The organism is Burkholderia cepacia complex sp. TUM26381 (assembly GCF_057439935.1).
The window spans coordinates 2,099,042-2,123,186 of the sequence record NZ_CM172007.1 but is presented as its reverse complement, the minus strand read 5'-3'; the positions used below and the strand labels follow the sequence as shown (position 1 = coordinate 2,123,186).

Annotated in this window: 22 protein-coding genes and 1 pseudogene; 16 read left to right on the top strand and 7 right to left on the bottom strand. The window is 67.4% G+C overall.

Annotated features, from left to right (window positions below):
* Positions 1–14 precede the first annotated feature (14 nt).
* Positions 15–989, bottom strand: coding sequence for a LysR family transcriptional regulator (locus ACWMMN_RS26195; RefSeq protein WP_174991906.1), 975 nt, complete (start codon positions 987–989; stop codon positions 15–17).
* Positions 990–1,130: 141 nt separating this feature from the next.
* Between ACWMMN_RS26195 and ACWMMN_RS26190 the strand changes: the two genes are divergently transcribed.
* Both ACWMMN_RS26190 and ACWMMN_RS26185 read left to right on the top strand, forming a co-directional pair.
* Positions 1,131–2,537: an aspartate ammonia-lyase gene (locus ACWMMN_RS26190; protein ID WP_059237107.1), complete on the top strand. Its 1,407-nt coding sequence runs from the start codon at positions 1,131–1,133 to the stop codon at positions 2,535–2,537.
* Positions 2,538–2,613: 76 nt separating this feature from the next.
* The gene (locus tag ACWMMN_RS26185) at positions 2,614–4,119 is read left to right on the top strand and encodes an amino acid permease (protein ID WP_059237106.1); all 1,506 of its coding nucleotides are present in this window, start codon (positions 2,614–2,616) and stop codon (positions 4,117–4,119) included.
* 47 nt (positions 4,120–4,166) lie between these two features.
* Here the strand turns inward: ACWMMN_RS26185 and ACWMMN_RS26180 are convergent, their stop codons facing one another.
* Positions 4,167–4,856: an alpha/beta hydrolase gene (locus ACWMMN_RS26180; RefSeq protein ID WP_059237105.1), complete on the bottom strand. Its 690-nt coding sequence runs from the start codon at positions 4,854–4,856 to the stop codon at positions 4,167–4,169.
* Positions 4,857–5,378: 522 nt separating this feature from the next.
* On the opposite strand from ACWMMN_RS26180, the gene ACWMMN_RS26175 reads away from it, so the two are divergent.
* From ACWMMN_RS26175 to ACWMMN_RS26155, 5 genes are read left to right on the top strand one after another with little or no spacing between them, the layout of a single operon-like run.
* Complete coding sequence (locus ACWMMN_RS26175; RefSeq protein WP_059237104.1) at positions 5,379–7,766, top strand: MCP four helix bundle domain-containing protein; 2,388 nt, start codon at positions 5,379–5,381, stop codon at positions 7,764–7,766.
* Between the two features lie 22 nt (positions 7,767–7,788).
* Entirely contained in the window at positions 7,789–8,517 is a 729-nt protein-coding gene (locus tag ACWMMN_RS26170; RefSeq protein ID WP_059240753.1) for a methyl-accepting chemotaxis protein, read from the top strand.
* A complete protein-coding gene (locus ACWMMN_RS26165; protein WP_059237103.1) occupies positions 8,514–9,095 on the top strand; it encodes a hypothetical protein in 582 nt (193 codons plus the stop codon). The genes ACWMMN_RS26170 and ACWMMN_RS26165 overlap by 4 nt, the downstream gene beginning before the upstream one ends.
* A 22-nt stretch (positions 9,096–9,117) precedes the next feature.
* Complete coding sequence (locus tag ACWMMN_RS26160; RefSeq protein WP_059237102.1) at positions 9,118–10,077, top strand: chemotaxis protein CheX; 960 nt, start codon at positions 9,118–9,120, stop codon at positions 10,075–10,077.
* A gap of 29 nt (positions 10,078–10,106) precedes the next feature.
* A complete protein-coding gene (locus ACWMMN_RS26155; protein WP_031401467.1) occupies positions 10,107–10,472 on the top strand; it encodes a response regulator in 366 nt (121 codons plus the stop codon).
* A gap of 37 nt (positions 10,473–10,509) precedes the next feature.
* On the opposite strand, the gene ACWMMN_RS26150 is transcribed toward ACWMMN_RS26155, so the two are convergent.
* A complete protein-coding gene (locus ACWMMN_RS26150) occupies positions 10,510–11,031 on the bottom strand; it encodes a DMT family transporter (RefSeq protein ID WP_059237101.1) in 522 nt (173 codons plus the stop codon).
* Between the two features lie 90 nt (positions 11,032–11,121).
* Here ACWMMN_RS26150 and ACWMMN_RS26145 point away from each other — a divergent pair, with 90 nt between their 5' ends.
* The 3 genes from ACWMMN_RS26145 to ACWMMN_RS26135 all read left to right on the top strand — a co-directional run bounded on the left by ACWMMN_RS26145 (position 11,122) and on the right by ACWMMN_RS26135 (position 13,230).
* Positions 11,122–12,027 (top strand): LysR family transcriptional regulator, encoded by a 906-nt coding sequence (locus ACWMMN_RS26145; RefSeq protein ID WP_174991901.1) that lies wholly within the window; start codon positions 11,122–11,124, stop codon positions 12,025–12,027.
* 149 nt (positions 12,028–12,176) lie between these two features.
* Positions 12,177–12,761, top strand: coding sequence for a hypothetical protein (locus ACWMMN_RS26140; protein ID WP_059237099.1), 585 nt, complete (start codon positions 12,177–12,179; stop codon positions 12,759–12,761).
* Between the two features lie 10 nt (positions 12,762–12,771).
* Positions 12,772–13,230, top strand: coding sequence for a DUF3592 domain-containing protein (locus ACWMMN_RS26135; RefSeq protein ID WP_059240752.1), 459 nt, complete (start codon positions 12,772–12,774; stop codon positions 13,228–13,230).
* A 12-nt stretch (positions 13,231–13,242) separates the two neighbouring features.
* Here ACWMMN_RS26135 and ACWMMN_RS26130 read toward each other — a convergent pair whose 3' ends face one another.
* Positions 13,243–13,488, bottom strand: a complete 246-nt coding sequence (locus tag ACWMMN_RS26130; RefSeq protein ID WP_486423320.1) for a hypothetical protein — start codon at positions 13,486–13,488, stop codon at positions 13,243–13,245.
* A 246-nt stretch (positions 13,489–13,734) separates the two neighbouring features.
* Between ACWMMN_RS26130 and ACWMMN_RS26125 the strand changes: the two genes are divergently transcribed.
* The gene (locus ACWMMN_RS26125; RefSeq protein ID WP_486423319.1) at positions 13,735–14,529 is read left to right on the top strand and encodes an enoyl-CoA hydratase; all 795 of its coding nucleotides are present in this window, start codon (positions 13,735–13,737) and stop codon (positions 14,527–14,529) included.
* 184 nt (positions 14,530–14,713) lie between these two features.
* Here the strand turns inward: ACWMMN_RS26125 and alr are convergent, their stop codons facing one another.
* Positions 14,714–15,835: an alanine racemase gene (gene alr / locus ACWMMN_RS26120; protein ID WP_174991898.1), complete on the bottom strand. Its 1,122-nt coding sequence runs from the start codon at positions 15,833–15,835 to the stop codon at positions 14,714–14,716.
* A gap of 304 nt (positions 15,836–16,139) precedes the next feature.
* Between alr and ACWMMN_RS26115 the strand changes: the two genes are divergently transcribed.
* Positions 16,140–16,511, top strand: a complete 372-nt coding sequence (locus tag ACWMMN_RS26115) for an MAPEG family protein (RefSeq protein ID WP_059237096.1) — start codon at positions 16,140–16,142, stop codon at positions 16,509–16,511.
* A 59-nt stretch (positions 16,512–16,570) separates the two neighbouring features.
* On the opposite strand, the gene ACWMMN_RS26110 is transcribed toward ACWMMN_RS26115, so the two are convergent.
* Complete coding sequence (locus ACWMMN_RS26110) at positions 16,571–17,518, bottom strand: LysR family transcriptional regulator (RefSeq protein WP_486423318.1); 948 nt, start codon at positions 17,516–17,518, stop codon at positions 16,571–16,573.
* 121 nt (positions 17,519–17,639) lie between these two features.
* On the opposite strand from ACWMMN_RS26110, the gene ACWMMN_RS26105 reads away from it, so the two are divergent.
* From ACWMMN_RS26105 to glnP, 3 genes are all read left to right on the top strand, one after another.
* Positions 17,640–21,179, top strand: a complete 3,540-nt coding sequence (locus ACWMMN_RS26105; protein WP_486423317.1) for an ABC transporter ATP-binding protein/permease — start codon at positions 17,640–17,642, stop codon at positions 21,177–21,179.
* A 488-nt stretch (positions 21,180–21,667) separates the two neighbouring features.
* Entirely contained in the window at positions 21,668–22,420 is a 753-nt protein-coding gene (glnH, locus tag ACWMMN_RS26100; RefSeq protein ID WP_059237093.1) for a glutamine ABC transporter substrate-binding protein GlnH, read from the top strand.
* Between the two features lie 66 nt (positions 22,421–22,486).
* Positions 22,487–23,143, top strand: a complete 657-nt coding sequence (gene glnP, locus ACWMMN_RS26095; protein ID WP_059237092.1) for a glutamine ABC transporter permease GlnP — start codon at positions 22,487–22,489, stop codon at positions 23,141–23,143.
* A 59-nt stretch (positions 23,144–23,202) separates the two neighbouring features.
* Here the strand turns inward: glnP and ACWMMN_RS26090 are convergent.
* A pseudogene (locus ACWMMN_RS26090) lies at positions 23,203–23,325 on the bottom strand (RNA-guided endonuclease InsQ/TnpB family protein); the annotation flags it as partial.
* Between the two features lie 89 nt (positions 23,326–23,414).
* Here ACWMMN_RS26090 and glnQ point away from each other — a divergent pair.
* Positions 23,415–24,143 (top strand): glutamine ABC transporter ATP-binding protein GlnQ, encoded by a 729-nt coding sequence (gene glnQ / locus ACWMMN_RS26085; RefSeq protein WP_059237091.1) that lies wholly within the window; start codon positions 23,415–23,417, stop codon positions 24,141–24,143.
* Positions 24,144–24,145 lie beyond the last annotated feature (2 nt).

The window sequence follows — 24,145 nt, the reverse complement described above, 5'->3', positions numbered from 1 at the left end:
AATGAACGCGCGAGTTACACGCGCCCCCCGCGAATCCTCGCAAGCTCCAGTTCCGACAGCTCGCCGATCTGCGCGAGGTGTTCCGCGAGAAAATCCTTCAGCACGCGTAGCTTCGCCGAGCTGCGCCGGTTCGCCAGATACGCGATGTAGATGAATTCGCCCGTCAGCCGGTTCTGCAGCCGGTAACGCGGCAGCACGGCTTCGAGCCGGCCGCTCGCGAGCAGGTCGCGTACCAGCCAGATTTCGAACTCCGCGATGCCGAGCCCCGCGCTGGTCGCTTCGAGCAGCAGTTCCGAATGATCGGTGACGAGATTGCCGGCCGGCAGCACGCTGTGCTGCGCGTCGTCGCGCGCGAGATGCCAGCGCGGATCGCCTTCCGGGTGCGCGTAGCGCAGGCAGTTGTGCTGCTTCAGGTCGTCCGGCGTCGCGGGGCGACCGCAGCGATCCAGATAGCCGGGCGTCGCACACAGGATGCTGTCGTTGCGCGACAGCCGGTGGACGACCAGGTTGTCCAGGTAATTCTCGCCTTCGTGAATGTCGAGATCGAACCCGCCGGCCACGAGGTCGTTGTGGTTGTCGGTGAGCCGCACGTCGAGCTGGATCGTCGGATAGCGTGCGAGAAACGGCGCGACCAGCGGCGCGAGATGGCGGCGGCCGAACGCGACCGGCGCGGTGAGCTTCAGCGGGCCGCTCGGCTGCGCATTCAGCTCGGCGACGACACGCAGCGTGTCGTCGAGATCGGCGATCAGCGTGACCGCGCGTTCCAGGTAGATGTGGCCGGCTTCGGTGAGCGTCACGCTGTGCGTGGAGCGGTGCAGCAGCGCGACGCCGAGTGCGTCCTCGATCGCCGTGACCTTGCGCGCGACGGTCGACGTCGATACGTGCATCTCCTTCGCGACCGCCGAAAAACTCCCCGTTTCGACCACTTTCACGAACGCGCGCATCGCGCCCAGATGATCGATGCCGGTTTCTCTTGCGCCTTTCTTCATTCGATTCTCGCTGTTGCGTCCCACGCAAAACCGCTTTCGATAATACAGAGGCGAGCTTGTTTTTGCAAAGGCATAGAATGCGAACCCGTCGCGTCGGGAAGCGGTTCACGGCGAGCGGCACGAGACATTCAGGAGGGCACGATGACAGAAAACGGCTTCCGCGTCGAAGCGGATCTTTTAGGTAAACGAAGCATTCCGGTGGATGCCTATTACGGCGTCCATACGCTGCGCGCGAAAGAGAATTTCGACATTTCGGGCCGCACCATTGCGTCGCTGCCGTACCTCGTGATGGCGCTCGCGGCCGTGAAGGAAGCGGCGGCCGACGCCAATTGCGAACTCGGGCTGCTGTCGCGGCCACACCGCGATGCGATCGCCGCCGCGTGCGTCGAGATCCGTGAAGGGCGCCTGCACGACCAGTTCGTCGTCGACGTCATTCAGGGCGGCGCCGGCACGTCGACCAACATGAACGCGAACGAGGTGATCTGCAACCGCGCGCTCGAAATCATGGGGCACGCGCGCGGGCAGTACGAATACCTGCACCCGAACGAGCACGTCAATCTCGCGCAGAGCACCAACGACGTCTACCCGACCGCGATCCGCGTTGCGACGTGCTTCGCGGTCGAACACCTGCTCGAAGCGATGGCGCGGCTGCGCGATGCGTTCGCCGAACGGGCCGACGCATTCGCGGGCCTGCTGAAGCTCGGCCGCACGCAGTTGCAGGACGCGGTGCCGATGACGCTCGGTCAGGAATTCTCGACCTACGCGGTGATGCTGACGGAAGACATCGCGCGGCTGCAGGAAGCCGGCTGGCTGATTCGCGAGATCAATCTCGGGGCGACTGCGATCGGCACGGGGATCACCGCGCATCCGCAGTACGCGGAGAAGGCGCTGGCCGCGCTGCGGCGCCTCACCGGGCTCGACCTGAGCACAGCGCCGAACCTGATCGAGGCGACGCAGGATTGCGGCGCGTTCGTGCAGGTGTCGGGCGTGCTCAAGCGCATCGCGGTCAAGCTGTCGAAGATCTGCAACGACCTGCGGCTGCTGTCGAGCGGCCCGCGCGCCGGTTTCGGCGAGATCAACCTGCCGCCCATGCAGGCCGGCTCGTCGATCATGCCCGGCAAGGTGAATCCGGTAATTCCGGAGGTCGTCAACCAGGTCGCGTTCGAGGTGTTCGGCAACGACCTGACCGTGACCTTCGCGGCCGAGGCCGGGCAGCTGCAGCTCAACGCGTTCGAGCCGGTGATCGCGAGCGCGCTGTTCCGCAGCTTCAGCCATCTGACGGCCGCCTGCACGACGCTCGCGGAGCGCTGCGTGAGCGGGATCACCGCGAACCCCGAGCGGCTGCGCGACACGATGGAGCGCTCGGTCGCGCTGGCCACCGCGCTGAACCCGTACATCGGCTACAAGCGTGCGACCGCCGTCGCCGCCGAAGCGCACGCAACCGGCAAATCGATCCGCGAGGTCGTGCTGGAGCGCGCGCTGATGACCGTCGCGCAGCTCGACGAGGCGCTGCAACCCGAAGCGCTGATCCGGCCGCGCGTGCTTTGACGGCGGCCGGCGCATGGCCGGTCCGAAAGCGCCCCGGAGCGGGGCGCGACACACCAACAAACAACGGAGACTGACGATGAAACACACCAGCGAGCGCCCGGCCGATGCGGCCGGCGGCGCGGATTCCCGCCATGCCGATCCCGATGCGATGTTCGCGGCGCACGAAGCCGGCTATGCGAAACAGCTGAAGCCGCGGCACGTGCAGATGATCGCGATGGGCGGTGCGATCGGCACCGGCCTTTTTCTCGGCGCGGGCGGGCGCCTGCAAAGCGCGGGGCCCGCGCTGGCGCTCGTGTATCTCGTGTGCGGCGTGTTCGCGTTCCTGATCATGCGCGCGCTCGGCGAGCTCGTGATGCACCGGCCGACCAGCGGCAGCTTCGTGTCCTACGCACGCGAGTTCATGGGCGAGCGCGCGTCGTTCGTCGCCGGCTGGATGTACTACCTGAACTGGGCGACGACCGGCATCGTCGACATCACCGCGGTCGCGATCTACATGAAGTACTGGGCCGTGTTCACCGACGTGCCGCAATGGGTGTTCGCGCTTGGCGCGCTCGGGATCGTGTCGGTGATGAACATGATCGGCGTGAAGGTGTTCGGCGAGATGGAGTTCTGGTTCTCGCTCGTCAAGGTCGGCACGCTCGCGGTGTTCCTCGCGGTCGGCGCCGTGTTTCTCGCGAGCGGCCATCCGGTTGCGGGGCAGATGCCGGGGCTTCATCTCGTCGCGGATCACGGCGGGATCTTTCCGCACGGCATCCTGCCGGCCGTGCTGATCGTGCAGGGCGTCGTGTTCGCGTATGCGAGCATCGAGCTCGTCGGCGTCGCGGCGGGCGAGACCGCCGATGCGCGCAAGGTGCTGCCGAAGGCGATCAACAGCGTGATGTGGCGCATTGCATTGTTCTACGTCGGTTCGGTCGTGCTGCTGACGATGCTGCTGCCGTGGACCGCGTACAGCGCGCACGAAAGCCCGTTCGTCACGTTCTTCAGCAAGCTCGGCGTGCCGTACGTCGGCACGGTGATGAACGTCGTGGTGCTGACCGCCGCGCTGTCGAGCCTGAATTCCGGCCTTTATTCGACCGGACGCGTGCTGCGCTCGCTCGCGATGGGCGGATCGGCGCCGCGCTTCGTATCGCGGATGAATGCGCGCGGCGTGCCGTACGGCGGGATCCTGATCACGGTCGCGATCAATGCGATCGGCGTGCCGCTGAACTATATCGTCCCGGCGCAGGCGTTCGAGATCGTGCTGAACATGGCGTCGCTCGGAATCATCACGACGTGGGGCTTCATCGTGATGTGCCAGATCCTGTTCCGCCGCGCGGTCGATCGCGGTGAGTTGAAGGCCGTGTCGTTCCGGATGCCCGGCGCGCCGGTCACATCGTGGCTCACGCTCGCGTTCCTGGCCGGTGTGCTGGTGCTGATGGCGTTCGACTATCCGGGCGGCACGTGGACGGTCGCGACGATTCCGGTGGTGGTGCTAGCACTGGCGGTCGGCTGGAAGCTGGCGAAGCGCGGCGCCGAGCGCGAGCCGGCGGTTGCCGCGCCTGCCTCTGCGCGTGCCGTTGCCGATCCTGCGCATAACGCGTGACGGCATGCGCTGGCCCGTTCGCGGGCCGGCTTGCCGGCGCGGTCAGTTCAAGGTCGGTTCAGCCCGGTACGCTCGCCGACCCACCGACCGAAATCACCGGCCATTTCCGCAGTCAGTTCGTGCCCGGCCGCGTACAGGCGCGTATCGTGCGCGACGCCGAGCGCCGTGAGCTTCGCGTCGGCCGTGTCGGCCCAGGCGACGGGCAGCTTGTCGTCGAAGCGGCCGTGGACGATCAACGCATGGAGCGGGCGAAGCGCGTCGCGCGGTGCGATCAGCGGATCGATTTCCGGCAGGATGCGCCCGCACAGCACGGCGAACGCGGTGACGTCGTCCGGCGACGTGAGGCCGACGGCGGCGCTCATGATGCCGCCCTGGCTGAAGCCGGCGATCACGGCCGGCAACCGCGATGCCGCGCCGTCCTGCGCACGGAAGGCACGCAGCAGCGCGATCAGCTGCACGCGGCTCGCGTCCGCGCGGGCCGCATCGATTTCAGGGCCGTTCGGGCCGAAGCGCACCGGAAACCACGCATGCTGATTGGGCCCGAACGTGAGCGGGCCGCGCACGAACGCGATTTCGATGCGCGGATCGACCCCGTCGGCCACGTTCAGCAGGTTGGTTTCGTGGCCGCCGACGCCGTGCAGCAGCAACAGGCGTGCGACGGGGCGGCCGGCAGCCGGGCGCAGCCGGTACTGGAGGCCCGAATCGGGATCGGTGGTCAGCGGCAGGGCGTCGGTCATCGCGTGGGTCCGGAGAGAGAAACGATGCGACAGTCTAGATCGTGCGGACGGGGAGGTGAATCGCCGGGAGGCGATTGATTGTTTCCTGAATGGAATGAATCCGGTCGCGTGCGACGGGGCCGGAACGCTCGCGCGAACGACGCGCAACCTGAAACTTTTGCGCTTGCGCCGCAGCGGTTATAAAAAGATGCCAAAACAAACCGCCTCACGGATAATGCGCAAACGTTTTACCGGCATTCAATAAAATTGATTTTTCGGAACACGAATAAAACAACGAATATCCGCTACTTCGCCGATCCTGCAACCTCCACAGCCACACCGGCCTTGGCGGCCGGAAGTTAACGGCTAATCCGCAAAAAACTTTAGGCTTTTTCGGTCGCAATTATTCATTTCATTTTCGTCAATGACCGATTGATTTTCGGTCATCGGACAGTCATACACCATCCCCGATAATTCGGCGCTCACATTCTTTCAATAGACCAAAGGGCGATCGAAGCCGGATCGCTGCGGGGAGCTGTACTCATGACCATCCGTCATCGCATTACGCTGCTAGTCGTCCTGACGTTCTTCGCGCTGTCCGCGATCGGCATCTATGCCGTGTACCAGACACGCAAGAGCGCGTCCGAGGTGCGTCAGGTCACCCAGGGCATCGTGCCGAGCGCGCTCGCGTCGGCCGATCTCGTCGCCGATGTGAAGAACATCCAGATCGCGACGATGACGCTCGTCTACGCGCCCGACGCGAACACCGCCGCGCAGGCGCGCGACGAGCTGAAGGCGAAGCAGGCCGCGCTGCGCGCCGCGCTCGACGTGCAGGCGAAATCGGCGGTCGGCCGCGCACAGGAAGGCCTGGTCACGCAGGCGAAGGACAGCGTCGCGAACTATTTCGCGGCGATCGACGACACCGTGAAGATGAAGGCGGACGGCAAGGCCGAAATGGCGCAGGCGTACCTGTTCGCGAACGTCGCGCAGTATCGCGACGAACTCGAAAGCATCGTCGACACGCTGCGGGTCGAGAAGAACCGCCAGAAGGACGATGCGATCAGCGCGCTGAACGGGATGCTCGCAACCACGGCGACCGCGATCGCAGGCGTCGCCGGCACGGTGATCGTGCTGCTGACCGCGCTCGGCTTCGTGCTGTATCGCCAGATTACGCGCCCGCTGATCGGGATGCAGACGGCGATGAGCGAGATCGCGACGAGCCAGGATTTCACGCGCCGCGTGCCGGTGGGCCGGATGGACGAAATCGGCCATTCGATCGTCGCGTTCAACGGGATGATCGAGAAGATCCAGGAGAACGCCGCGCAGCTCAAGCAGAAGACGGCGGACATCCAGGCGATGCTGCAGAACATGCAGCAGGGGATCCTGACCGTCGTCGAGGGCGGTGTCGTGCATGCGGAGTATTCGGCGTACCTCGAAACCATCTTCGAGACGAACGACATCGCCGGCCGCGACCTGATGGCGCTCGTGTTCGACGATTCGGCGATCGGCGCCGATGCGCGCTCGCAGGTCGATGCGGCCGTGCATGCGTGCCTCGGCGAAGACAGCATGAACTTCGAATTCAACGAGCACCTGCTCGTCAACGAAGTCGCGAAGCGGATGCCCGACGGCCGCGAGAAGTGGCTCGACCTGAGCTGGTCGGCGATCACCGACGAGACCGACACGGTCGTGCGCCTGATGCTGTGCGTGCGCGACGTGACCGAAATCCGCGAGCTGACCGCGCAGGCCGGCGAGCAGCAGCGCCGCCTCGAGATGATCGGCGAGATCCTGTCGATCAGCCAGGACAAGTTCCACGACTTCGTGCACAGCGCGAAGGGCTTCCTCAGCGAGAACGAACGGATGATCCGCCAGCACGAGCGCGCCGATCATTCGATCGTCGCGGCGCTGTTCCGCAACATGCACACGATCAAGGGCAATGCGCGGACGTACAGCCTCCAGCACCTGACGAACATCGTCCACGAAGCGGAGCAGGCGTACGAATCGCTGCGCCGCGCGGACGGTGGCCCCGAGTGGAACCGCGACGCGCTGATGGACGACCTGGCGCGGGTGCGCGACGCCGTCGAACACTATGCGACGATCAATGCGGTCACGCTCGGCCGCAGCGGCGAACCGGTGCAGGACGGCGCCGACTTCCTGATGGTCGAACGCGCGCACATCAGCGAGAGCCTGCGCGTGCTCGACGGCGCCGATCCGGCGAACGCGTCCGACTGGCACGCGGCACGCGATGCCGTGCGCCGCATGCTGAGCCAGCTCGGCACGCAGGGCATCGGCGACGCGCTCGGCGGCGTGATCGAGTCGCTGCCGTCGCTCGCGGCCGAACTCGGCAAGCCGGCGCCCGTCGTGCATATCGACAGCCACGGCCAGCGCGTGCGCAGCGAGATCGCCGCGACGCTGAAGAACGTGTTCATGCACCTGCTGCGCAATTCGATCGACCACGGCATCGAATCGTCCGAAGAGCGGCGCGCGGCCGGCAAGGCGGCGTCCGGGACGATCGACATCGCGGTGGGCGTGGGCGGCGGCGAGCTGTGGTTCGTGCTCGGCGACGACGGCCGCGGCCTCGCGCTCGACCGGATTCGCGGGATTGCGCGCGAGCGCGGCTGGATCGATGCCGGCAACGAAGCGGCGCTGTCCGACGAAGACGTTGCCGAGCTGATCTTCCGGCCGGGCTTCTCGACCGCGCAAACGGTGACCGAAGTGTCGGGGCGCGGCGTCGGCATGGACGCGGTGCGCAACTTCCTGAAACGCGATGGCGGCGACATCGCGCTGCGCTTCACCGACGATCGCGCCGGCGCGCCGTATCGCGCGTTCGAGACGATCGTGTCGCTGCCGGCGCGTTTCGCGGCAGATGGTGCCGCTCACGGCACCGTGCACGAGCCGCGTGCGCGCATCGCGGATATCGGCGCAGCGGAGTGACGAAGTGATCGTGCAGGCTTGGATGATTCAGATGGCCGCCGCGCTGGCGGGCGGCGTGGTGGTCGCGGTGGTGGCGGCCGTCGTGTTCCGCGTGACGCGCACACGGCTCGTCGCTGCGCTGGAGCGCGATGCGGATACGTTGCGCGGCGCGCTCGACGCAGCCGACGCACGTGCGGAAGAGGCGGTGTCGGCGCATGCGGAGGCGGCCGACGCGTGGGCGCACCGTGAGGCGCAGCTTCAGGACGCGCTCGCGAGCGAGGTATCCGCGGCCGGCACGCAGCGCGATGCGCTGCAGGCGCTGTCGGCCGACCGCGCCGCACTCGCGCAGCATGCGATGAAGATCGCCGACGAAGCCGCGCGGCTGCGCGGGCTCGCCGGCACGTTCGAGCGCTGGCACGAGCAGATGATCTCGCTGACCACGCAGAACCATGACATGCGCACGAAGAACCTGGAGCTGTCGGCGATCGTCGCGCACGTGTCGATCGTGTCGCTCAACGCATCGATCGAGGCCGCCCGCGCAGGGTCGGCCGGGCGCGGTTTCTCGATCGTCGCGAGCGAGGTGCGCGGGCTGGCCGCGCGCTCGCAGCAATTGTCGAACAGCTATCGCGACAGCCTGAACCGCAACGATCTCGTGACGGCCGCGACGTTCCAGGACATCCAGGCCGGCGGCAAGATGATCACGGCCGCGCTCGCGACCGTCGAGACGCTGGCCGGGCAGTTGCACGCGCGCATCGAAGGAGAGGCGGCGTGATCAGCGAGCAGGCGAAGGCAGGCTTCGAACGGATCTTCTTCGACGCGGCGCGTACGCGGCTCGCGTCCGGCGGCGCGTGCGACATCCGGCCGTCCGCCGGCCACGAACATGACGGGCCCGATCGCTCGTCTGCGCGGCCGCGCTCGAAGCCGAAGGTGCCCGAGCATGTCACGGTGCTGACGATCTCCGCGCTGCATTTCCGCCTGTTGCTCGCGCTGCGCTTCAGTGACGACGACGCGACCCGCCGCCATTTCGCCGGCACGACGGCGGGCACGAGCAGCCAGCGGCCGCTGCCCGAAGCGTTCATGGAAGTTGCGAACCTGTGCTGCGGCGCGATCAACCAGGCGCTGACCACGCCGTTTCCCGATCTCGGGATGTCGACGCCGTATCTGCTGAGCGGTGCGAGCATCGACTACATGCCCGCGCTCGCCCCCGATTACGTGGCGGCATACGACCTGACGCTCGATGGCGACGTGCGGGTCGGTGCGACGCTGTGCGTGTGCGCGAACGCGCCGGTCGATTTCCATGTGCCGGAAACGGCGACGGTGGATTCCGGCGGCGAGCTCGAACTGTTCTGACCGACCATCAGGAAATCTTGAGATGACCGAAGACCAACCCGTCAGCAAGGTGCTCGTCCTCGACGACAGCCGCATGCATGCCGAAGCGATCAAGCGCTTCTGCGACGAGCACAACCTGGTCGGCCTGACCGTGCGGCGCAGCCGGCTGCTGAAGGTGCTGCGTTCGAACATCGATCTCGGCGCGATCCTGCTGGCCGAGGATTACGGCGGCTCGCCGGCCGAGAGCGCGATCATCGCGACGCAGATCGATGCGCTGCGCCCCGAATTGCCGATCATCCTGCGCCGCGAATCGCTCGCGTCGCGCGACGGGCTGCCGGATGCGCTCGCGCGCGTCGCGTGCGCGGCGTACGTCGCCGACGACATGACGCCGCTCAAGCGCGCAATCGACGAATACCTGTTCGGCCGCGATTATCCGAACGCGCTCGTGCGCGGCATTTCGGAGATCACCGAGGCGCGCATCGACAGCCTGTTCCCGGGCATGACGATCGAGCACGACACGCCGTGCATCGTCCGCGACCAGATCATCTTCGGCGAAGTGTTCAGCCTGATCGCGCTCGAAAGCGCATGGTGCCGCGGCTACATGCTGCTGCAGACGAGCGAGCAGCCGCTGCTCGACATGATCGGCGGCACCCGCGACGACGGCCGCGCGCCGGATTTCCGCGACGTGAACAGCGTGCTCGGCGAACTGACGAACCTCGTGTGGGGCGCGTTCAAGAACCGCTATCTCGGCGACGCCGAGGCACTGGCGCGCCATCCGGTGCAGGTGCCGCTCGTCGTCAATCACAAGCAGAAGTTCATCTCGTTCGGCGGCGACTGTCCGCAGCTCTGTTTCAAGTACCGGATGACCGATCCGCAATCGGGGCGCTCGGTCTGCCTCGACCAGCGTTTCGTGTTCAGCCTGAGCTGGTCGCCGGAGGATTTCCGCGAATCGGTGCAGGACGTGGGGCCGATGGTCGAATCGGGCGAACTCGAACTGTTTTGAAGTCAGCAACAAGGAAAGGGGAATACGACATGGCAAAGATTCTGGTGGTCGACGATTCGGGCACGGTGCGCGACGAAGTCGCGGGCTTCCTGCGCAATCACGGGCTCGACGTCGCGACGGCCGTCGACGGCAAGGACGGGCTCGCGAAGCTCAAGGCGACGCCCGGCGTGCGCCTCGTGATCAGCGACGTGAACATGCCGAACATGGACGGCCTGACGATGGTCGAGAAGATCCGCGGCGAACTGGCGAACGCGACGGTCAACGTCGTGATGCTGACGACCGAAAGCAGCCCGGCGATGAAGGAGCGCGGCAAGGCCGCCGGCGTGAAGGGCTGGATCGTGAAGCCGTTCAAGGGCGACGCGGTGCTCGACGCACTGAAGAAGCTCGCGGGCTGACGCACGTCCGGCCGCAGCGGGCCCGTCACCGTCGCCGTCAATGCTGCGGTTCGGGTTGCGCGGCCGCCGCGCTGCGCGCCGGAACCGGCGCGGGCGTCTGCCATTGCACGACGATCATGCCCGCGAAGATCAGCGCGACGCCCGCGATGCGGCCGGGCGTCGCGAGCCGTTGCGCGAGGCCCATCAGCCCGTAGTGATCGATCAGCAGCGACGCGAGCATCTGTCCGGCCACGACGCAGACGATGAAGGTCGTCGCGCCGAGCCGCGGCGTCAGGATCAGCGCGAGCGTGATGTAGATCACGCCCGCAAGGCCGCCGAGCCACATCCACAGCGGGCGCTGCAGCGCTTCGCCGACGAGCGGCGCGTTCGCGCGCGTCGCCAGCAGCACCGGCAGTACCGCGAGCAGGCTGACCGTCAGCGACGCGACGCTGGCCCATAGCGGGTGGCCGAGCGCCCGCCCGAGCGCGGCATTGCTGCCGCCCTGCAGCGGTACGAGCGCGCCGGCGACGAAAGCCGCGACGGCGAGCGGAAGGGTGGCGAAGGAAAGCGAAGTCGTCATCTTGGTCGGTCTTGAAAGGGTGTCGAAAAGATTGTCATCCATTAAGATGGCGAATGGAAATTCGTCTTTCGGATGCTTCATATTCGCCCCATGAATAACCTCGCCCGTATCGACCTGAACCTGCTCGTCACGCTGCATGTGCTGCTGAGCGAGCGTCACATCTCGCGCGCGGCGACCCGGCTGCACAAGAGCCAGCCGGCCGTGAGCCATGCGCTCGCGCGGCTGCGCGAGATTTTCGGCGATCCGCTGCTCGTGCGGCGCGCAGGCCGGCTCGAGCTGACTGCACGGGCGAACGAGCTGGTCGAACCGCTGAACGACGTCCTTGGCCGGCTCGGTGCATTGATCGAGCCGCCGGCGTTCGATCCGTCCGCGGCCACGCGCGTCTTTCGGATCGCGATGTCCGATTACGGCGCGCGGATCGTGCTGCCCACGCTCGTGAAGACGTTGCGCGCCGACGCGCCGGGCATCGAGCTGATCGTGTCGCAGGCCACGCGCGAGGCGATGCGCATGCAGCTGATGGATGGCGAGGTCGATCTTGCACTCGGCGTGCTGCCTGCATTGCAGCGCGACCTGCATGCGCAGCCGCTGTTCGTCGAATCGTTCGCGTGCGTGGCCGACGCGAGCCGCCTGCCGCGCCGCGGTGAACTCGCGCTCGACGCGTGGCTCGCGCGGCCGCATGCACTCGTCGCGATGCGCGACGGCATGGACAACGAGGTCGATCGCGCGCTCGCACGGCTGCGGCGCGAGCGGCACATTGCGGTGATCCTGCCGTTCTGGGGCGTCGCCAACGACTTGATCGCCGGCACGGATCTCGTGCTGACCGTCGCGCGCCGGAACCTCGATCGCGTGCGCGACGACGCGCGCCTGCGCGTGTTCGAGCCACCGTTCCCGATCGATTCGTTCGAGTTTGCGCAGCACTGGCATGAACGCCGGCATGGCGACGCCGCGCACGTCTGGCTGCGGCAGACGATCGCGCGCGTCGCGAGCGGCGGGTAGCGACGGGTAGCGGCACCGCGCGGCCGATTGCGGGCGCAACGATTTACAGTGCGCCGCGATGTCCGTATCCTGCCGGATGCCGAGGGCGGCGTGCCTGCGCGTCATGCGCAGCACGCCCGGCATCCATCGCAATCAGGAACAGGATTCCAATGACAACCAGGATCGACCGGGCAGCGCTCGTGCGCGGCGCATGCGTGACGCTGGTGGCCGCGCTGGCAGGCGGATGCGCCGGTACCGCGCAGCAGCATGCACAGCAGGCTGCCGTCGGCAACGGTTCGTCGTACACGTGCAATCCCACGCAGGTCGACGGGCAGGCAACGGCCGGGAAGGGCGCCAACGGGTGCTATTTCGTGCTGCACGATCCCGCGACGAAGCAGGCGCTGCCGAACACGCGCTATGCATTCGCGCTCTATACGAGCGCATCCCAGGACAACCGGGAACTCGAAGTCGAAGGCGCGACCGACGCGCAGGGACGCACGATTTTCATGCGTTCCGCCGCGCCGATCGATCCGGCGCGCATGATACTCGTGCGTATCGTCGGCGATGGCCCGACGGGGCGCATCCCGGTGTTGGTCCGGCCGACCGACGGCAAGCGCATTCCGTTCGCGCAATACAAGGTCATGGGCTGCAACGGCCCGTACGAAGGCGTGACCGACGAAACGGGGCGCGGCGTGATGTACCGTTGCAAGTCGCAGTCGAAGATCGACGTGTCGTTCTATCAGTCGCGCCCGTGAGGTGAGCGAGATGGTGTCCCGATCCGAAGGCGCCGCCAAGCCGCGCACGGAGACGCTGATCGCGAAAGGCGTCCTTTTTACCCTGGTCGGAGCGGGCCTGCTGATCGGCATCGCGCTGTACGCGCAGTCGACGCGCGAATTCCTGCGAACGTCGGTCGTCGTGCCGGGCCGCGTCATCAAGCTGAACGCCGGCAAGCATCATCCCGAGATCGCGTTCACGACGCTCGCGGGCGAGCATGTCGAATATGCGCAGGGCGGCCTGGTCAGCGAGCAGGACGGCGCGACGGTCGAGGTGCGCTACGCGCCGGACGAGCCCAGGATGACCGCACAGCTGAATACGTTCGGCGCGATCTGGGGCGACGTGCTGATCTTCGGCGCGATGGGCGCCGTCTTTTTCGGCGCGGGCGTCGGGCACCTGTGGTCGGGTGTGCGCGCGTGGCGCGGCGGGCGCCAGCCGGTCGCGCGCTGACGCGGAAGCCCGCTACCGGGCGGAAGGCCCGGCGGTCGCAAATTCGACGACGACGGCTTCGGTCGCCGCCGCACTCGCGCTGCGTGCGCCGTGGCCGGTGGTCCGGGCGGCGTTGATCGCATTCGGCACCGGGACCGCGTTGTCGGTAGCGCCGATGATCGCGACCGTGCTCGAACAGGTGCCCGCGGACGCGGCGGGCGCGGCATCGGAGGGCCTCAATGCGGCGAGGCAGGCCGGAAGCTTGTCCGGCGTGGCCATTGCAGGCGCCGCGACGATCCTGTTGCCGGATCGGAGCGACGCGCTGCGGGCGGTCGCGGCGCTCGGATGCGTCGCCTGTGCGACGGCCGCCTTTGCGGCACGGCGGGCCGCAAGACGAGTGGCACATGACTGGACGTCACACGGAATGTGGAGGACCATTTCGTCACGATGCTGCGAACGGACGCATGCCGTGGCCGTCCGTTCGTGCCGCACCGAATCCTGCCGAACGCCGCCGAGTGGAACATCATGGAACCCGATCAAGAGACTGCCGAGCCGATCCTGTTGCGCGACGCGCACGACGGCGTCGTCACGCTGCGGTTGAATCGCCCGCAGCAGTTCAACGCGTTGTCCGAGGCGATGCTTGCGAGCCTGCACGATGCGTTCGATACGCTGGCGGCCGATCCGCACGTGCGCTGCGTCGTGCTGGCCGCCGAAGGCAAGGCGTTCTGCGCGGGCCACGACCTGCGGCAGATGCGCAGCCGGCCCGAACTCGACTACTACCGCACGCTGTTCGCGCAGTGCAGCCGCGTGATGCTCGCGATGCGCGCATTGCCGGTGCCGGTGATCGCGCGCGTGCACGGCATCGCGACGGCGGCCGGCTGCCAGCTCGTTGCCGCGTGCGACCTTGCAATCGCCGCCGATACCGCGCGCTTCGCGGTATCGGGCATCAACGTCGGGCTGTTCTGCTCGACACCGGCCGTCGCGTTGAGCCGCAACGTCGCCGCGAAGCGCGCGTTCGACATGCTCGTGACCGGGCGTTTCGTCGATGCGGCGACGGCCGTCGCGTGGGGGCTCGTCAACGAGGCCGTGCCCGAGGACGCGCTCGATGCGGCCGTCGCGCGCAAGGTCGCGGAGATCGTCGCGAAGAGCCCGGCCGCGGTGCGATTCGGCAAGCAGATGTTCTATCGCCAGCGCGAGTTGCCGCTCGACGAAGCCTATGCGTATGCGGGCGACGTGATGGCGCGCAACATGATGGAAGAGGATGCGGGCGAGGGGATCGACGCGTTTCTCGAAAAGCGCCAGCCGACGTGGCGTTCGTGACGCGTCGGCGCAAGCGGGCAGCGTGCGGTTCGGAAGGAACGTCACGCGATTTCGTTGGTTTTGCCGGTTTGGCTCGCATGCGGTGCCGCTGCGCCGGAAAGCAAACGGGCCACCCGAGGCGGCCCGCAAGCAAGGCGTGCGGCACGCACGGCGACACGACAGCGCGCCGCCGCGTCGACGTGGATCAGCGGCCGTAGCTCCCGGTCCGCCGCGCCGGCTCCACGGCCGACACGCCGGGCGGCACGATCACGACCGGCACGCGGGGCGCGAGCGCGCACATCAGCTCGTAGCCGATCGTGCCGCTGGCTTCCGCGACGTCGTCCACCTTCACCTGGTCACCCCACAGCTCGACGCTCGATCCGATGCCCGCGTTCGGGCACGGCGTCAGGTCGACGGTCAGCATGTCCATCGACACGCGGCCGATGACGCGTGTCATCACGCCGTCCACCGCGATCGGCGTACCGGTCGGCGCGTGGCGCGGATAGCCGTCCGCGTAGCCGCATGCGACCACGCCGATCCGCATCGGCTGGTCGGTCGTGAAGCGGCGGCCGTAGCCGACGGTTTCCGCCGGCGACAGCGTCTGCACGCCGATGAGCTTGCTCGTCAGCGTCATCGAGGCCATCAGCGGCGTGTCGGCGATATGCCGCGACGCGCCCGTCGGCGATGCGCCGTACAGGATCGTGCCGGGCCGCACCCAGTCGCGGTGCGCGCGCGGATGCCACAGCACGGCCGCCGAATTCGACACCGAGCGCTCGCCCGGAATCCCGGCCGTGGTCGCGTCGAACTGGTCGAGCTGCCAGTCGACCTCGCCTTCGTCGGCGTTCGCGAAATGCATCATCAGCGTGATCTTGCCGATCGACGGTGCGCTCGCCGCGCGTTCCCATGCGGCGCGGAACACGTCGGGCCGATAGCCGAGCCGGTTCATCCCGGAGTTCATCTTGAGCTGGATGTCGATCGGCTGCTGCGGCTTCGCGGCGATCAGCAGGTCGAGCTGTTCGTCGCAGTGCACGCTGACCGTCAGCCGATGGCGATCGGCCAGTTCGACGTCGGCCGGCTCGAAGATCCCTTCGAGCAGCAGCACGGGCTTGTCCCAGCCGAGTTCGCGCACGCGCACGGCTTCGTCGAGATCGAGCAGCGCGATGCCGTCGGCGGCCGCGAGGCCCGGGTAGATCCGTTCGATGCCGTGGCCGTACGCGTTGGCCTTGATCACGGCCCACACACGCGATTGCGCGGCGGTGCGGCGGATGAAATCGAGATTGTGGCGGACGGCTTCGGGGCGGATATGGGCGACGATGGGACGGGGCATGGCGATGGCTCGGGTCGGATGTCGTTCGGTGCGCGGCGGCGCGGATTGAAACGGCAGGCTGGCGCGCGATAGCGCGTCAAGCCAGTGTTGAGCGCTATCTTATTGGTGTTCGACCAGTTTTAATTAACGTATTTGTCGACGATTTGGTGGAAATTGGGGTGGTCAAGCAGGCCGGTCGCGGCCGCCCGAGGCCCGCGTGGCCGAGTCTCCCGTCTAGAAAACCGGTGCGCGAACAGCGCGGCGCAATGCTAAGCTCTCGGCGATCTTGTCATTGATCAATGTAATCATAACGGAGGAGACTTAGATGACGACGTCCCAGCTGTGCCTGTTCATCGTGGCGCTGTTGCCGTTCCCGATGACGTTCCTGGCCAAGGCCCGCAAGGGCTACGACAACCGCGCGCCGCGCGATTACCTGGCGAAGCTCGAAGGCTGGCGCGCACGCGCGCAGGCCGCGCATCAGAATGCGTGGGAAGCGCTTGCGCTGTTCACGGCCGCGCTGGTGGTGGCGTGGCACAACGGCGCGAACGTGCATCGCGTCGACCAGCTTGCGATGGCGTTCGTCGCGATCCGCATCGTCTATGCGCTGATGTACCTGCTGAACTGGGCGTCGCTGCGTTCGCTCGTGTGGTTTGGCGGGATGGCGTGCGTCGTCGCGCTGTTCTTCGCCACGCCGTAAGCGGGCGTTCGGCGAAGGCGAGGGCCGGCTTCATATGCCGGCCCGTCACCCGTCACCCGTCAGGCGCCGCCCGCGCCGCGGGCGTGACTGTCGTTGGATGCGGGCGCAACCATCTTCGCGACGAACGGCGGTGCCTGCGCTTCGCTGCGCAGGAACGCGATCAACGGGTCGAGCAGCCGGTGCCGCGTCGACGGATGGCGGCGCAGCACGAAGCACCATGACGCATCGCGTGCGAGGCCCGGCACCAGCGGCACCAGACGCCCGCTGCGCAGTTCGGGCTCGATCAGCGGCACGCGGCCGAGCGCGATGCCCGCGCCGCCGACCGCCGCGCCGATCACCTGGCTGAAACTGCTGTAACGCACGATCTTCGTTTCGAAATCGCCGGGCAGGCCGAAGTCGGATGCCCAGTTGCGCCAGTCGATCTCCGGGCTGTCCTCGTGCATTTCCTGCAGGAGCCGCGAGCGGCACACGTGCCCAGATGCGTACGGAAACAGTTCGGGGCTGCAGACCGGAAACACGGTTTCCCGCATCAGCATGTCGTCGTCGGCCCGCAGCCGGTGCGCGGGCACGTGCACGATCGCCAGATCGATGCCGCTGCGTGCGAAATCCGGCTCGTCGTCGAGCACGACGGCATGCAGCGGCGTTTCGGGATGAAGTGAAGAGAATTCCGCAAGGCGCCGCGCGAGCCACATCGACGAAAACGGCGCGTTGGCGGAGACGGTCAACCGTTGTGCGGTGCCGCGAATCTCGGCGCAGGCGTCGGTCAGGCGCGACAACGCATCGCTGACGGCCGGCAGCAGGCGTGCGCCGGCCGGCGTGAGCCCGATGCCGCCAAGCCCGGTGCTGCGTTCGAGCAGCCGCGCCCCCAGCGATTCCTCGAGCGAGCGGATCTGGTGGCTGACCGCGCTGGTCGACACGTTCAGCTCGGCCGCCGCGCGCGCGAACCCGCCGAGGCGGACGGCCGCCTCGAAAGCACGCAGTGCGCTAAGGGGGGGAAGATGCGACATGGCGGGTATTGTAGTTGACTCAACACCCGTTGAAAAATCATCTTTTGCCGCGCGCGGGTGGCGCGGGTAGCCTCGATCCGGTCAAGAAAACAACTCAACGAAACACCGACCGGAGGGCTTCATGTATTTCGACCGACGACTATGGGCAATGATGGCGGGACTGCGCTGGCGGGTAGCCGCGGCAGTCGCGCTCGGGCTCGTCGCGATGGGTGTCGGCATCCTGCGTTTCGTATTTCTCGGCCGCGTGCTGGCGCTGGTTTTTACCGGTGCGCCGGTACGCAGCATCGGCGCAGCCGTCGTTGCAACGGCGGCCTGCGTGCTGCTGCGCGCGTGGCTCGATCATCGCCGCACCGTGCTCGCGCAACACACGGCCGGACGCGTGCAGGCCACGCTGCGCGCACGGCTGTTCGACCGGATCGCCGCGCTCGGCCCCGCGTGGTTCAGCGGCGAACGCACGGGCGGCGTGATGCTGGCCGTCGTCGACGGCGTCGAGCAGCTGCAAACCTTCTTCGGCGTCTACCTGCCGCAGCTCGTGATCGCCGCGTGCGCGCCGGTCATGATCTTCGCGGTGCTCGCATGGTGGGACGTGCCGACGGCCGCGATCCTGCTGGTCGCGGCGCTCGTGACGCTCGCGCTGCCGCAACTCGTGCATCGTGCCGACAAGCGCGCGGCGCTCGCACGGTCGGCCGCGTTCAAGGCATTCGGCGAGGAGTTTCTCGACGCCGTGCAGGGCTTGCCGACGCTGAAGGCGTTCGGGCAGAGCACCGCGTTCGGCGCGAAGCTGGCCGCGAAGGCGCGCGCGCTGTCCGACAGCACGTTCTGGGTGCTCGCGCTCGGCCTGCTGACGCGGCTCTTCACCGATCTCGGCACGGGTCTCGGCGCGGCCGCGGCGATCGCGGTGGGCGCGTGGCGCGTGCGGCATGGCGACATGAGTCTCGAAGCATTGCTGATCGTGCTGATGGCCGGCAGCGAAATCTTCCGGCCGTTGCGCGACCTGCGCGCGGTGCTGCACCAGGGGATGATCGGCCAGTCTGCGGCGAATGCGATCCATGCGCTGCTCGACGCGGGTAGCCAGGCGCCGGCAGCCGACGCACCGCGCGTGACGGGGCTGCGGCCGGAGATCGCGTTCGACGACGTCAGCTTCGCGTATCCGGGGCGCCGCGCGGATGCGCATGCGGCGTTGAGCTTCACGGTGCGCGAAGGCGAAACGGTCGCGATCGTCGGGCCGAGCGGCGCGGGCAAGTCGACCATCGTGCGGCTGTTGCTGCGCCAGCACGATGCGCAGGGCGGTGCGATCCGCATCGGCGGCCACGACGTGCGCGCGCTCGATGACGACCAGGTGCGCGACATGATCGCGGTTGTCGCGCAGGATGCGACGCTGTTCGACGGCAGCGTCGCCGACAACCTGCGGCTCGGCCGCCCCGACGCGAGCGATGCCGACATGATCGCGGCCGCGCGCGCCGCCAACGCGCACGATTTCATCTCTGCGCTGCCCGACGGCTACGCGACGCGCATCGGCGAACGCGGGCTCATGCTGTCGGGCGGCCAGCGCCAGCGTATTGCGATTGCCCGCGCGCTGTTGCGCGATGCGCCGATCCTGCTGCTCGACGAGGCGCTGTCGTCGGTCGATGCGGAAAACGAAGCGCTGATCCAGCAGGCGCTCGACCGGCTCACGCGCGGCCGCACGACGCTCGTGCTCGCGCACCGGTTGTCCAGCGTGATCGGCGCCGACCGCATCCTGGTGCTCGATCAGGGGCAGGTGGTCGATGAAGGCACGCACGCGGTGCTGATCGCGCGCGACGGTCCGTATCGCCGGCTGATGGGGCCGCAACTGGAGGCGGTCGCCGAATCCGTCGGCGCGACTGCGACGTCCGGGGCGACCGCGCGCGCGTCGTCGGGCCCGCAGGTGCGGCCGCTGAACGACGACGCGGCGACGATCGGCTGGCCGGAAACGTTGCGGACGCTGCTGCGCTTCGTGCAGCCGTGGAAGGGCAAGGTGGCGCTGACCGTGCTGTTCGGGATCGGCCGCGTGCTCGCGTTCATCGGCGTCGGCGTGATCGGTGCGATGGTGGTCGGCGCGGTGTCGTCCGGCCGGGTGAGCCCGGCGCTCGTCACCGCGCTGCTCGTGATCGCGCCGGTGGCGGCCGTGCTGCACTGGCTCGAATCGTGGCTTGCGCACGACATGGCATACCGGCTGCTCGCGGAAATGCGCATCGCGCTGTTCGCGACGCTCGAACGCCTCGCGCCGGCCGGGCTGCTGCGCCGCCGCTCCGGCGATCTCGTGTCGCTCGCGACGCAGGACGTCGAAACCGTCGAATATTTCTATGCCCACACGCTGGCGCCGGCGTTCGTCGCGGTGCTCGTGCCGGCCGGCGTGCTGGTGTTGCTGGCCTCGGTCGCGTGGCCGCTCGCGCTCGTGCTGCTGCCGTTCCTGCTGTGGGCCGGGCTCGCGCCCGTGCTGGCCCGGCGCGATGTCGACCGGCTCGGCACCGGCGCGCGCGAAGCGCTCGGCCAGCTCGGTGCACACCTGACCGAAACGATCCAGGGGCTTGCAGAGCTGACCGCGTTCCAGGCGATCGCGCGCCGGCGGGCAGCGTTCTTGGCCGAGGTCGATGCGTACCGCCAGCAGCGCGCGAAGCTGCTCGACGACCTGTCGACGCAAAGCGCCGCGCTGGAAGTCGCGAGCGGGCTCGGCGGGCTGGCCGTCGCGGCGCTCGGTGCGCTGCTGTGCGCACGCGGCTGGTTCCCGCGCGAATCGTTGCCGCTGCTGGTGCTGGTTGCGGTGGCGGCGTTCATGCCGGTGGCCGAAATCGGCCAGGTCGCGCGCCAGCTTGCCGACACGATTGCGTCGACGCGCCGCTTGCGCGCGCTGGAGAAGGAGCCAGTGACCGTGACGGACGGCACGCATGCGATGCCCGGCAATCCGGCGGTGCGTTTCGAGTCCGCGTCGTTCACGTATCCGGGCCGCAGCGTGCCCGCGATCGACCGCGTGAGCTTCGACGTGCCGCCCGGCAGCACGGTCGCGCTGGTCGGCGCATCAGGCGCCGGCAAGTCGACGGTCGCGAGCCTGCTGTTGCGCTTCTGGGATCCGCAGCAGGGCCGCGTGACGCTCGGCGGCGTCGACCTGCGCGACCTGCGGCTCGACGACTTGCGGCAGCACATTGCGCTGGTTGCGCAGGATACCTACCTGTTCAACGACACGCTCGAGGCGAACATCCGGCTCGCCGGGAACGACGCGTCCGACGCGGACGTGCAGCGCGCGATCGACCACGCGGCGCTCGGCGACTTCGTCGCACGGTTGCCGGACGGGCTCGCGACGCGCGTCGGCGAGCGCGGCGTGCAGCTGTCGGGCGGTCAGCGCCAGCGCGTGGCCATCGCGCGCGCGTTCCTGAAGGATGCGCCGGTGCTGATCCTCGACGAGGCGACGTCCCATCTGGACACGATCAGCGAACAGCAGATCCGCGCGGCGCTGGAAGACCTGATGACGCAGCGCACGTCGATCATCATCGCGCACCGGCTGTCGACCGTGCGCAATGCCGACCTGATCCTCGTGATCGAGCGCGGTGGCGTGATCGAAGCCGGAAGCCACGCGGACCTGATGGCGCGGCAGGGCGCGTATGCGCGGCTCGTGTCGCATCAGGCAAGCGGGGTGGCGGCGTGATCGACGCTGCACCGCCGCGTCGCCGGGCGACGCCGGCGAACCCCTTCCGCAACACGCGTTGAATCGCGCCGACGGTTGGCGGGACACGCGTTGTTGAACCGCTGACCGTCCGCGCGAACGAATGCGCGGGCCGCGCATGGCGCGTCGCCTTCGTTTGACAGCTGGCGCACGCCACCGTCCGCGACCCGCGCCAGCCACCACGATCCCTTCTGCACGCTCCCGCCTTGCGCGTACCCGCGAGTCGTGCGCCGGTCTGCATGCCTCGCCCGACCGTTCTCCCGTTTCCTCCGATCAATCCGCCCCGCACGGCTCGGGTTTGTCTCGATGCATTTACCCGTTGCAGACTTTTTTGTTGTCGTAGTATCGCCATTGACAACACTTGTTGCACTAAGGTCTAATTCGACATCGCATGTTGCGGTGCGGCTTGATGTCGTCGTTACCGCCGGCCGGCTGGCCGGTTACATCGCTCAATCATGCGGAGAGAAACCATGAGTCGCCGTTCCTTCCTGAAAGCCGTCGCGGTCGCCGCCGCGCTCGGCGCCAGCATCGCGCACGCGGACACCAAGACGCTCGTCGTCGGGACCGACACGTCGTTCATGCCGTTCGAGTTCAAGCAGGGCGACAAGTACGTCGGCTTCGATCTCGACCTGTGGGCCGAGATCGCGAAGGACCAGGGCTGGAAATACACGATCCAGCCGATGGATTTCGCGGGGCTGATCCCGGCGCTGCAGACGCAGAACATCGACGTCGCGCTGTCGGGGATGACGATCAAGGAGGAGCGCAAGAAGGCGATCGACTTCTCCGCGCCGTATTACGACAGCGGCCTTGCGGCGATGGTGCAGGCCGGCAACACGTCGATCAAGTCGATCGACGACCTGAACGGCAAGGTGATCGCCGCGAAGACGGGCACCGCGACGATCGACTGGATCAAGGCGCACCTGAAGCCGAAGGAGATCCGCCAGTTCCCGAACATCGACCAGGCGTATCTCGCGCTCGAGGCCGGCCGCGTCGACGCGGCAATGCACGACACGCCGAACGTGCTGTTCTTCGTGAACAACGAAGGCAAGGGCAAGGTGAAAGTCGCGGGCCAGCCGGTCAGCGGCGACAAGTACGGGATGGGTTTCCCGAAGGGCAGCCCGCTCGTGCCGAAGGTCAACGCGTCGCTCGTGAAGATCAAGGCCGACGGCCGCTACGCGCAGATCTACAAGAAGTGGTTCGGTGCCGAACCGCCGAAGATGTGAGCGTGACGCGGCAACAGCGCGCGGCCGGGCGGCCGCGCCGGTCTTGAATCGAACGGGGAGCGACAAGTGAATTTCGATTGGTCGGCGATCTGGGCGGCGTTGCCGGACCTGATGGACGGGGTCCGGTTGACGGTGTTCATCGCATTTTTCGGGCTGGCGGGCGGTTTCATCGTCGGGATGGTCGCGGGGATGTTCCGCGCATACGGACCGAAGGCGATGAACGTGCTCGTCCAGGTCTATATTGAACTGATCCGCGGCACGCCGATCGTCGTGCAGGTGATGTTCCTGTACTTCGCGCTGCCGTTGCTCGCGCATATCCGCATCGACGGCCTGACGGCCGCGATCATCGCGATCACGGTGAATTCCGGCGCGTATCTCGCGGAAGTGGTGCGCGGCGCGCTGCTGTCGATCCCGAAGGGGTTGACGGAAGCGGGGCTCGCGATGGGCTTGTCGATGCCGCGCGTGCTGCTGAAGGTGGTCGGGCCGCTCGCGTTCCGGCGGCTGATTCCGCCGCTCGGCAACCAGTGCATCGTGAGCCTCAAGGACACGTCGCTGTTCATCGTGATTGGCGTTGGCGAGCTGACGCGCAAGGGGCAGGAAATCATCGCGGGCAATTTCCAGGCGGTCGAGATCTGGAGCGCCGTGGCGGTCATCTACCTGTTGCTGACCGGCGCCATGACGTTGACGCTGCGGCTCGTCGAGAAGAGGATGCGGATCCTTTGACGTCCCTGTTTCCCCGAGGCGGAGCAATTCCCGCAACCGGCGATGCACGTCCGCATGTTGTTCCACTTGAGCGCGTGCTTCTGCGTGTCGTTGCAGAAGTTCCAGACGTCGTTCACCGCGCGGCTCTGCTGGTTCAGGAGGCCGTTGAGCGACTTCACCCGGCAGCGATAGACAAGAATCATGCCGGTTATGCTGGTCCGTGGAAGAAGCTGTCTGTCGACAACGCTTCTTTCCGCTTTGCCAAAAATTTCAGCGTTGACTGGAGCATCTTATGAGCATGATCGAATTCCAGAACGTGTCGAAGAGCTTCGGCCACGTGCCGGTGCTGAAGCATATCGACCTGAAGATCGACGCGGGCGAAGTGGTCGTCGTGATCGGCCCGTCCGGGTCGGGCAAGTCGACGATGCTGCGCTGTATCAACGCGCTCGAGAAAATCACCGGCGGCGAGTTGCTCGTCGACGGCCAGAGCGTGCGCGGCAACGCGACGACGATCCGCAACATCCGGCTCGAAGCCGGGATGGTGTTCCAGCAGTTCAACCTGTTTCCGCAAATGACCGCGCTCGAGAACGTGATGTTCGGGCCGATCCAGGTGCGTGGCGCATCGCGCGCCGACGCGCGCGACCAGGCGATGGCGCTGCTCGACAAGGTCGGCCTCGAATCGCGCGCGAATCACTATCCGTCGGAACTGTCGGGCGGCCAGCAGCAGCGCGTCGCGATCGCGCGTGCGCTCGCGATCCGGCCGCGGCTGATGCTGTTCGACGAGCCGACGTCGGCGCTCGATCCGGAATTGCGCCACGAAGTGCTGAAGGTGATGCAGGATCTCGCGACTGAAGGGATGACGATGATCGTCGTCACGCACGAGATCGGCTTTGCGAAGCGGGTCGGTACGCGGCTGCTGTTCATGGATCAGGGCGGCATCGCCGAGGACGGCCATCCCGTCGACCTGATCGACCGGCCGCCGACGCCGCGCCTGAAGGAATTCCTGAAACACGTGTCCTGAAC

What these genes read in the sequence shown, in the direction of transcription:
- ACWMMN_RS26195 (WP_174991906.1), bottom strand. Translation starts at nt 989, where the DNA reads ATGAAGAAAGGCGCAAGAGAAACCGGCATCGATCATCTGGGCGCGATG.
- ACWMMN_RS26190 (WP_059237107.1), top strand. Translation starts at nt 1,131, where the DNA reads ATGACAGAAAACGGCTTCCGCGTCGAAGCGGATCTTTTAGGTAAACGA.
- ACWMMN_RS26185 (WP_059237106.1), top strand. Translation starts at nt 2,614, where the DNA reads ATGAAACACACCAGCGAGCGCCCGGCCGATGCGGCCGGCGGCGCGGAT.
- ACWMMN_RS26180 (WP_059237105.1), bottom strand. Translation starts at nt 4,856, where the DNA reads ATGACCGACGCCCTGCCGCTGACCACCGATCCCGATTCGGGCCTCCAG.
- ACWMMN_RS26175 (WP_059237104.1), top strand. Translation starts at nt 5,379, where the DNA reads ATGACCATCCGTCATCGCATTACGCTGCTAGTCGTCCTGACGTTCTTC.
- ACWMMN_RS26170 (WP_059240753.1), top strand. Translation starts at nt 7,789, where the DNA reads ATGATTCAGATGGCCGCCGCGCTGGCGGGCGGCGTGGTGGTCGCGGTG.
- ACWMMN_RS26160 (WP_059237102.1), top strand. Translation starts at nt 9,118, where the DNA reads ATGACCGAAGACCAACCCGTCAGCAAGGTGCTCGTCCTCGACGACAGC.
- ACWMMN_RS26155 (WP_031401467.1), top strand. Translation starts at nt 10,107, where the DNA reads ATGGCAAAGATTCTGGTGGTCGACGATTCGGGCACGGTGCGCGACGAA.
- ACWMMN_RS26150 (WP_059237101.1), bottom strand. Translation starts at nt 11,031, where the DNA reads ATGACGACTTCGCTTTCCTTCGCCACCCTTCCGCTCGCCGTCGCGGCT.
- ACWMMN_RS26145 (WP_174991901.1), top strand. Translation starts at nt 11,122, where the DNA reads ATGAATAACCTCGCCCGTATCGACCTGAACCTGCTCGTCACGCTGCAT.
- ACWMMN_RS26140 (WP_059237099.1), top strand. Translation starts at nt 12,177, where the DNA reads ATGACAACCAGGATCGACCGGGCAGCGCTCGTGCGCGGCGCATGCGTG.
- ACWMMN_RS26135 (WP_059240752.1), top strand. Translation starts at nt 12,772, where the DNA reads ATGGTGTCCCGATCCGAAGGCGCCGCCAAGCCGCGCACGGAGACGCTG.
- ACWMMN_RS26130 (WP_486423320.1), bottom strand. Translation starts at nt 13,488, where the DNA reads ATGGCCACGCCGGACAAGCTTCCGGCCTGCCTCGCCGCATTGAGGCCC.
- ACWMMN_RS26125 (WP_486423319.1), top strand. Translation starts at nt 13,735, where the DNA reads ATGGAACCCGATCAAGAGACTGCCGAGCCGATCCTGTTGCGCGACGCG.
- alr (WP_174991898.1), bottom strand. Translation starts at nt 15,835, where the DNA reads ATGCCCCGTCCCATCGTCGCCCATATCCGCCCCGAAGCCGTCCGCCAC.
- ACWMMN_RS26115 (WP_059237096.1), top strand. Translation starts at nt 16,140, where the DNA reads ATGACGACGTCCCAGCTGTGCCTGTTCATCGTGGCGCTGTTGCCGTTC.
- ACWMMN_RS26110 (WP_486423318.1), bottom strand. Translation starts at nt 17,518, where the DNA reads ATGTCGCATCTTCCCCCCCTTAGCGCACTGCGTGCTTTCGAGGCGGCC.
- ACWMMN_RS26105 (WP_486423317.1), top strand. Translation starts at nt 17,640, where the DNA reads ATGTATTTCGACCGACGACTATGGGCAATGATGGCGGGACTGCGCTGG.
- glnH (WP_059237093.1), top strand. Translation starts at nt 21,668, where the DNA reads ATGAGTCGCCGTTCCTTCCTGAAAGCCGTCGCGGTCGCCGCCGCGCTC.
- glnQ (WP_059237091.1), top strand. Translation starts at nt 23,415, where the DNA reads ATGAGCATGATCGAATTCCAGAACGTGTCGAAGAGCTTCGGCCACGTG.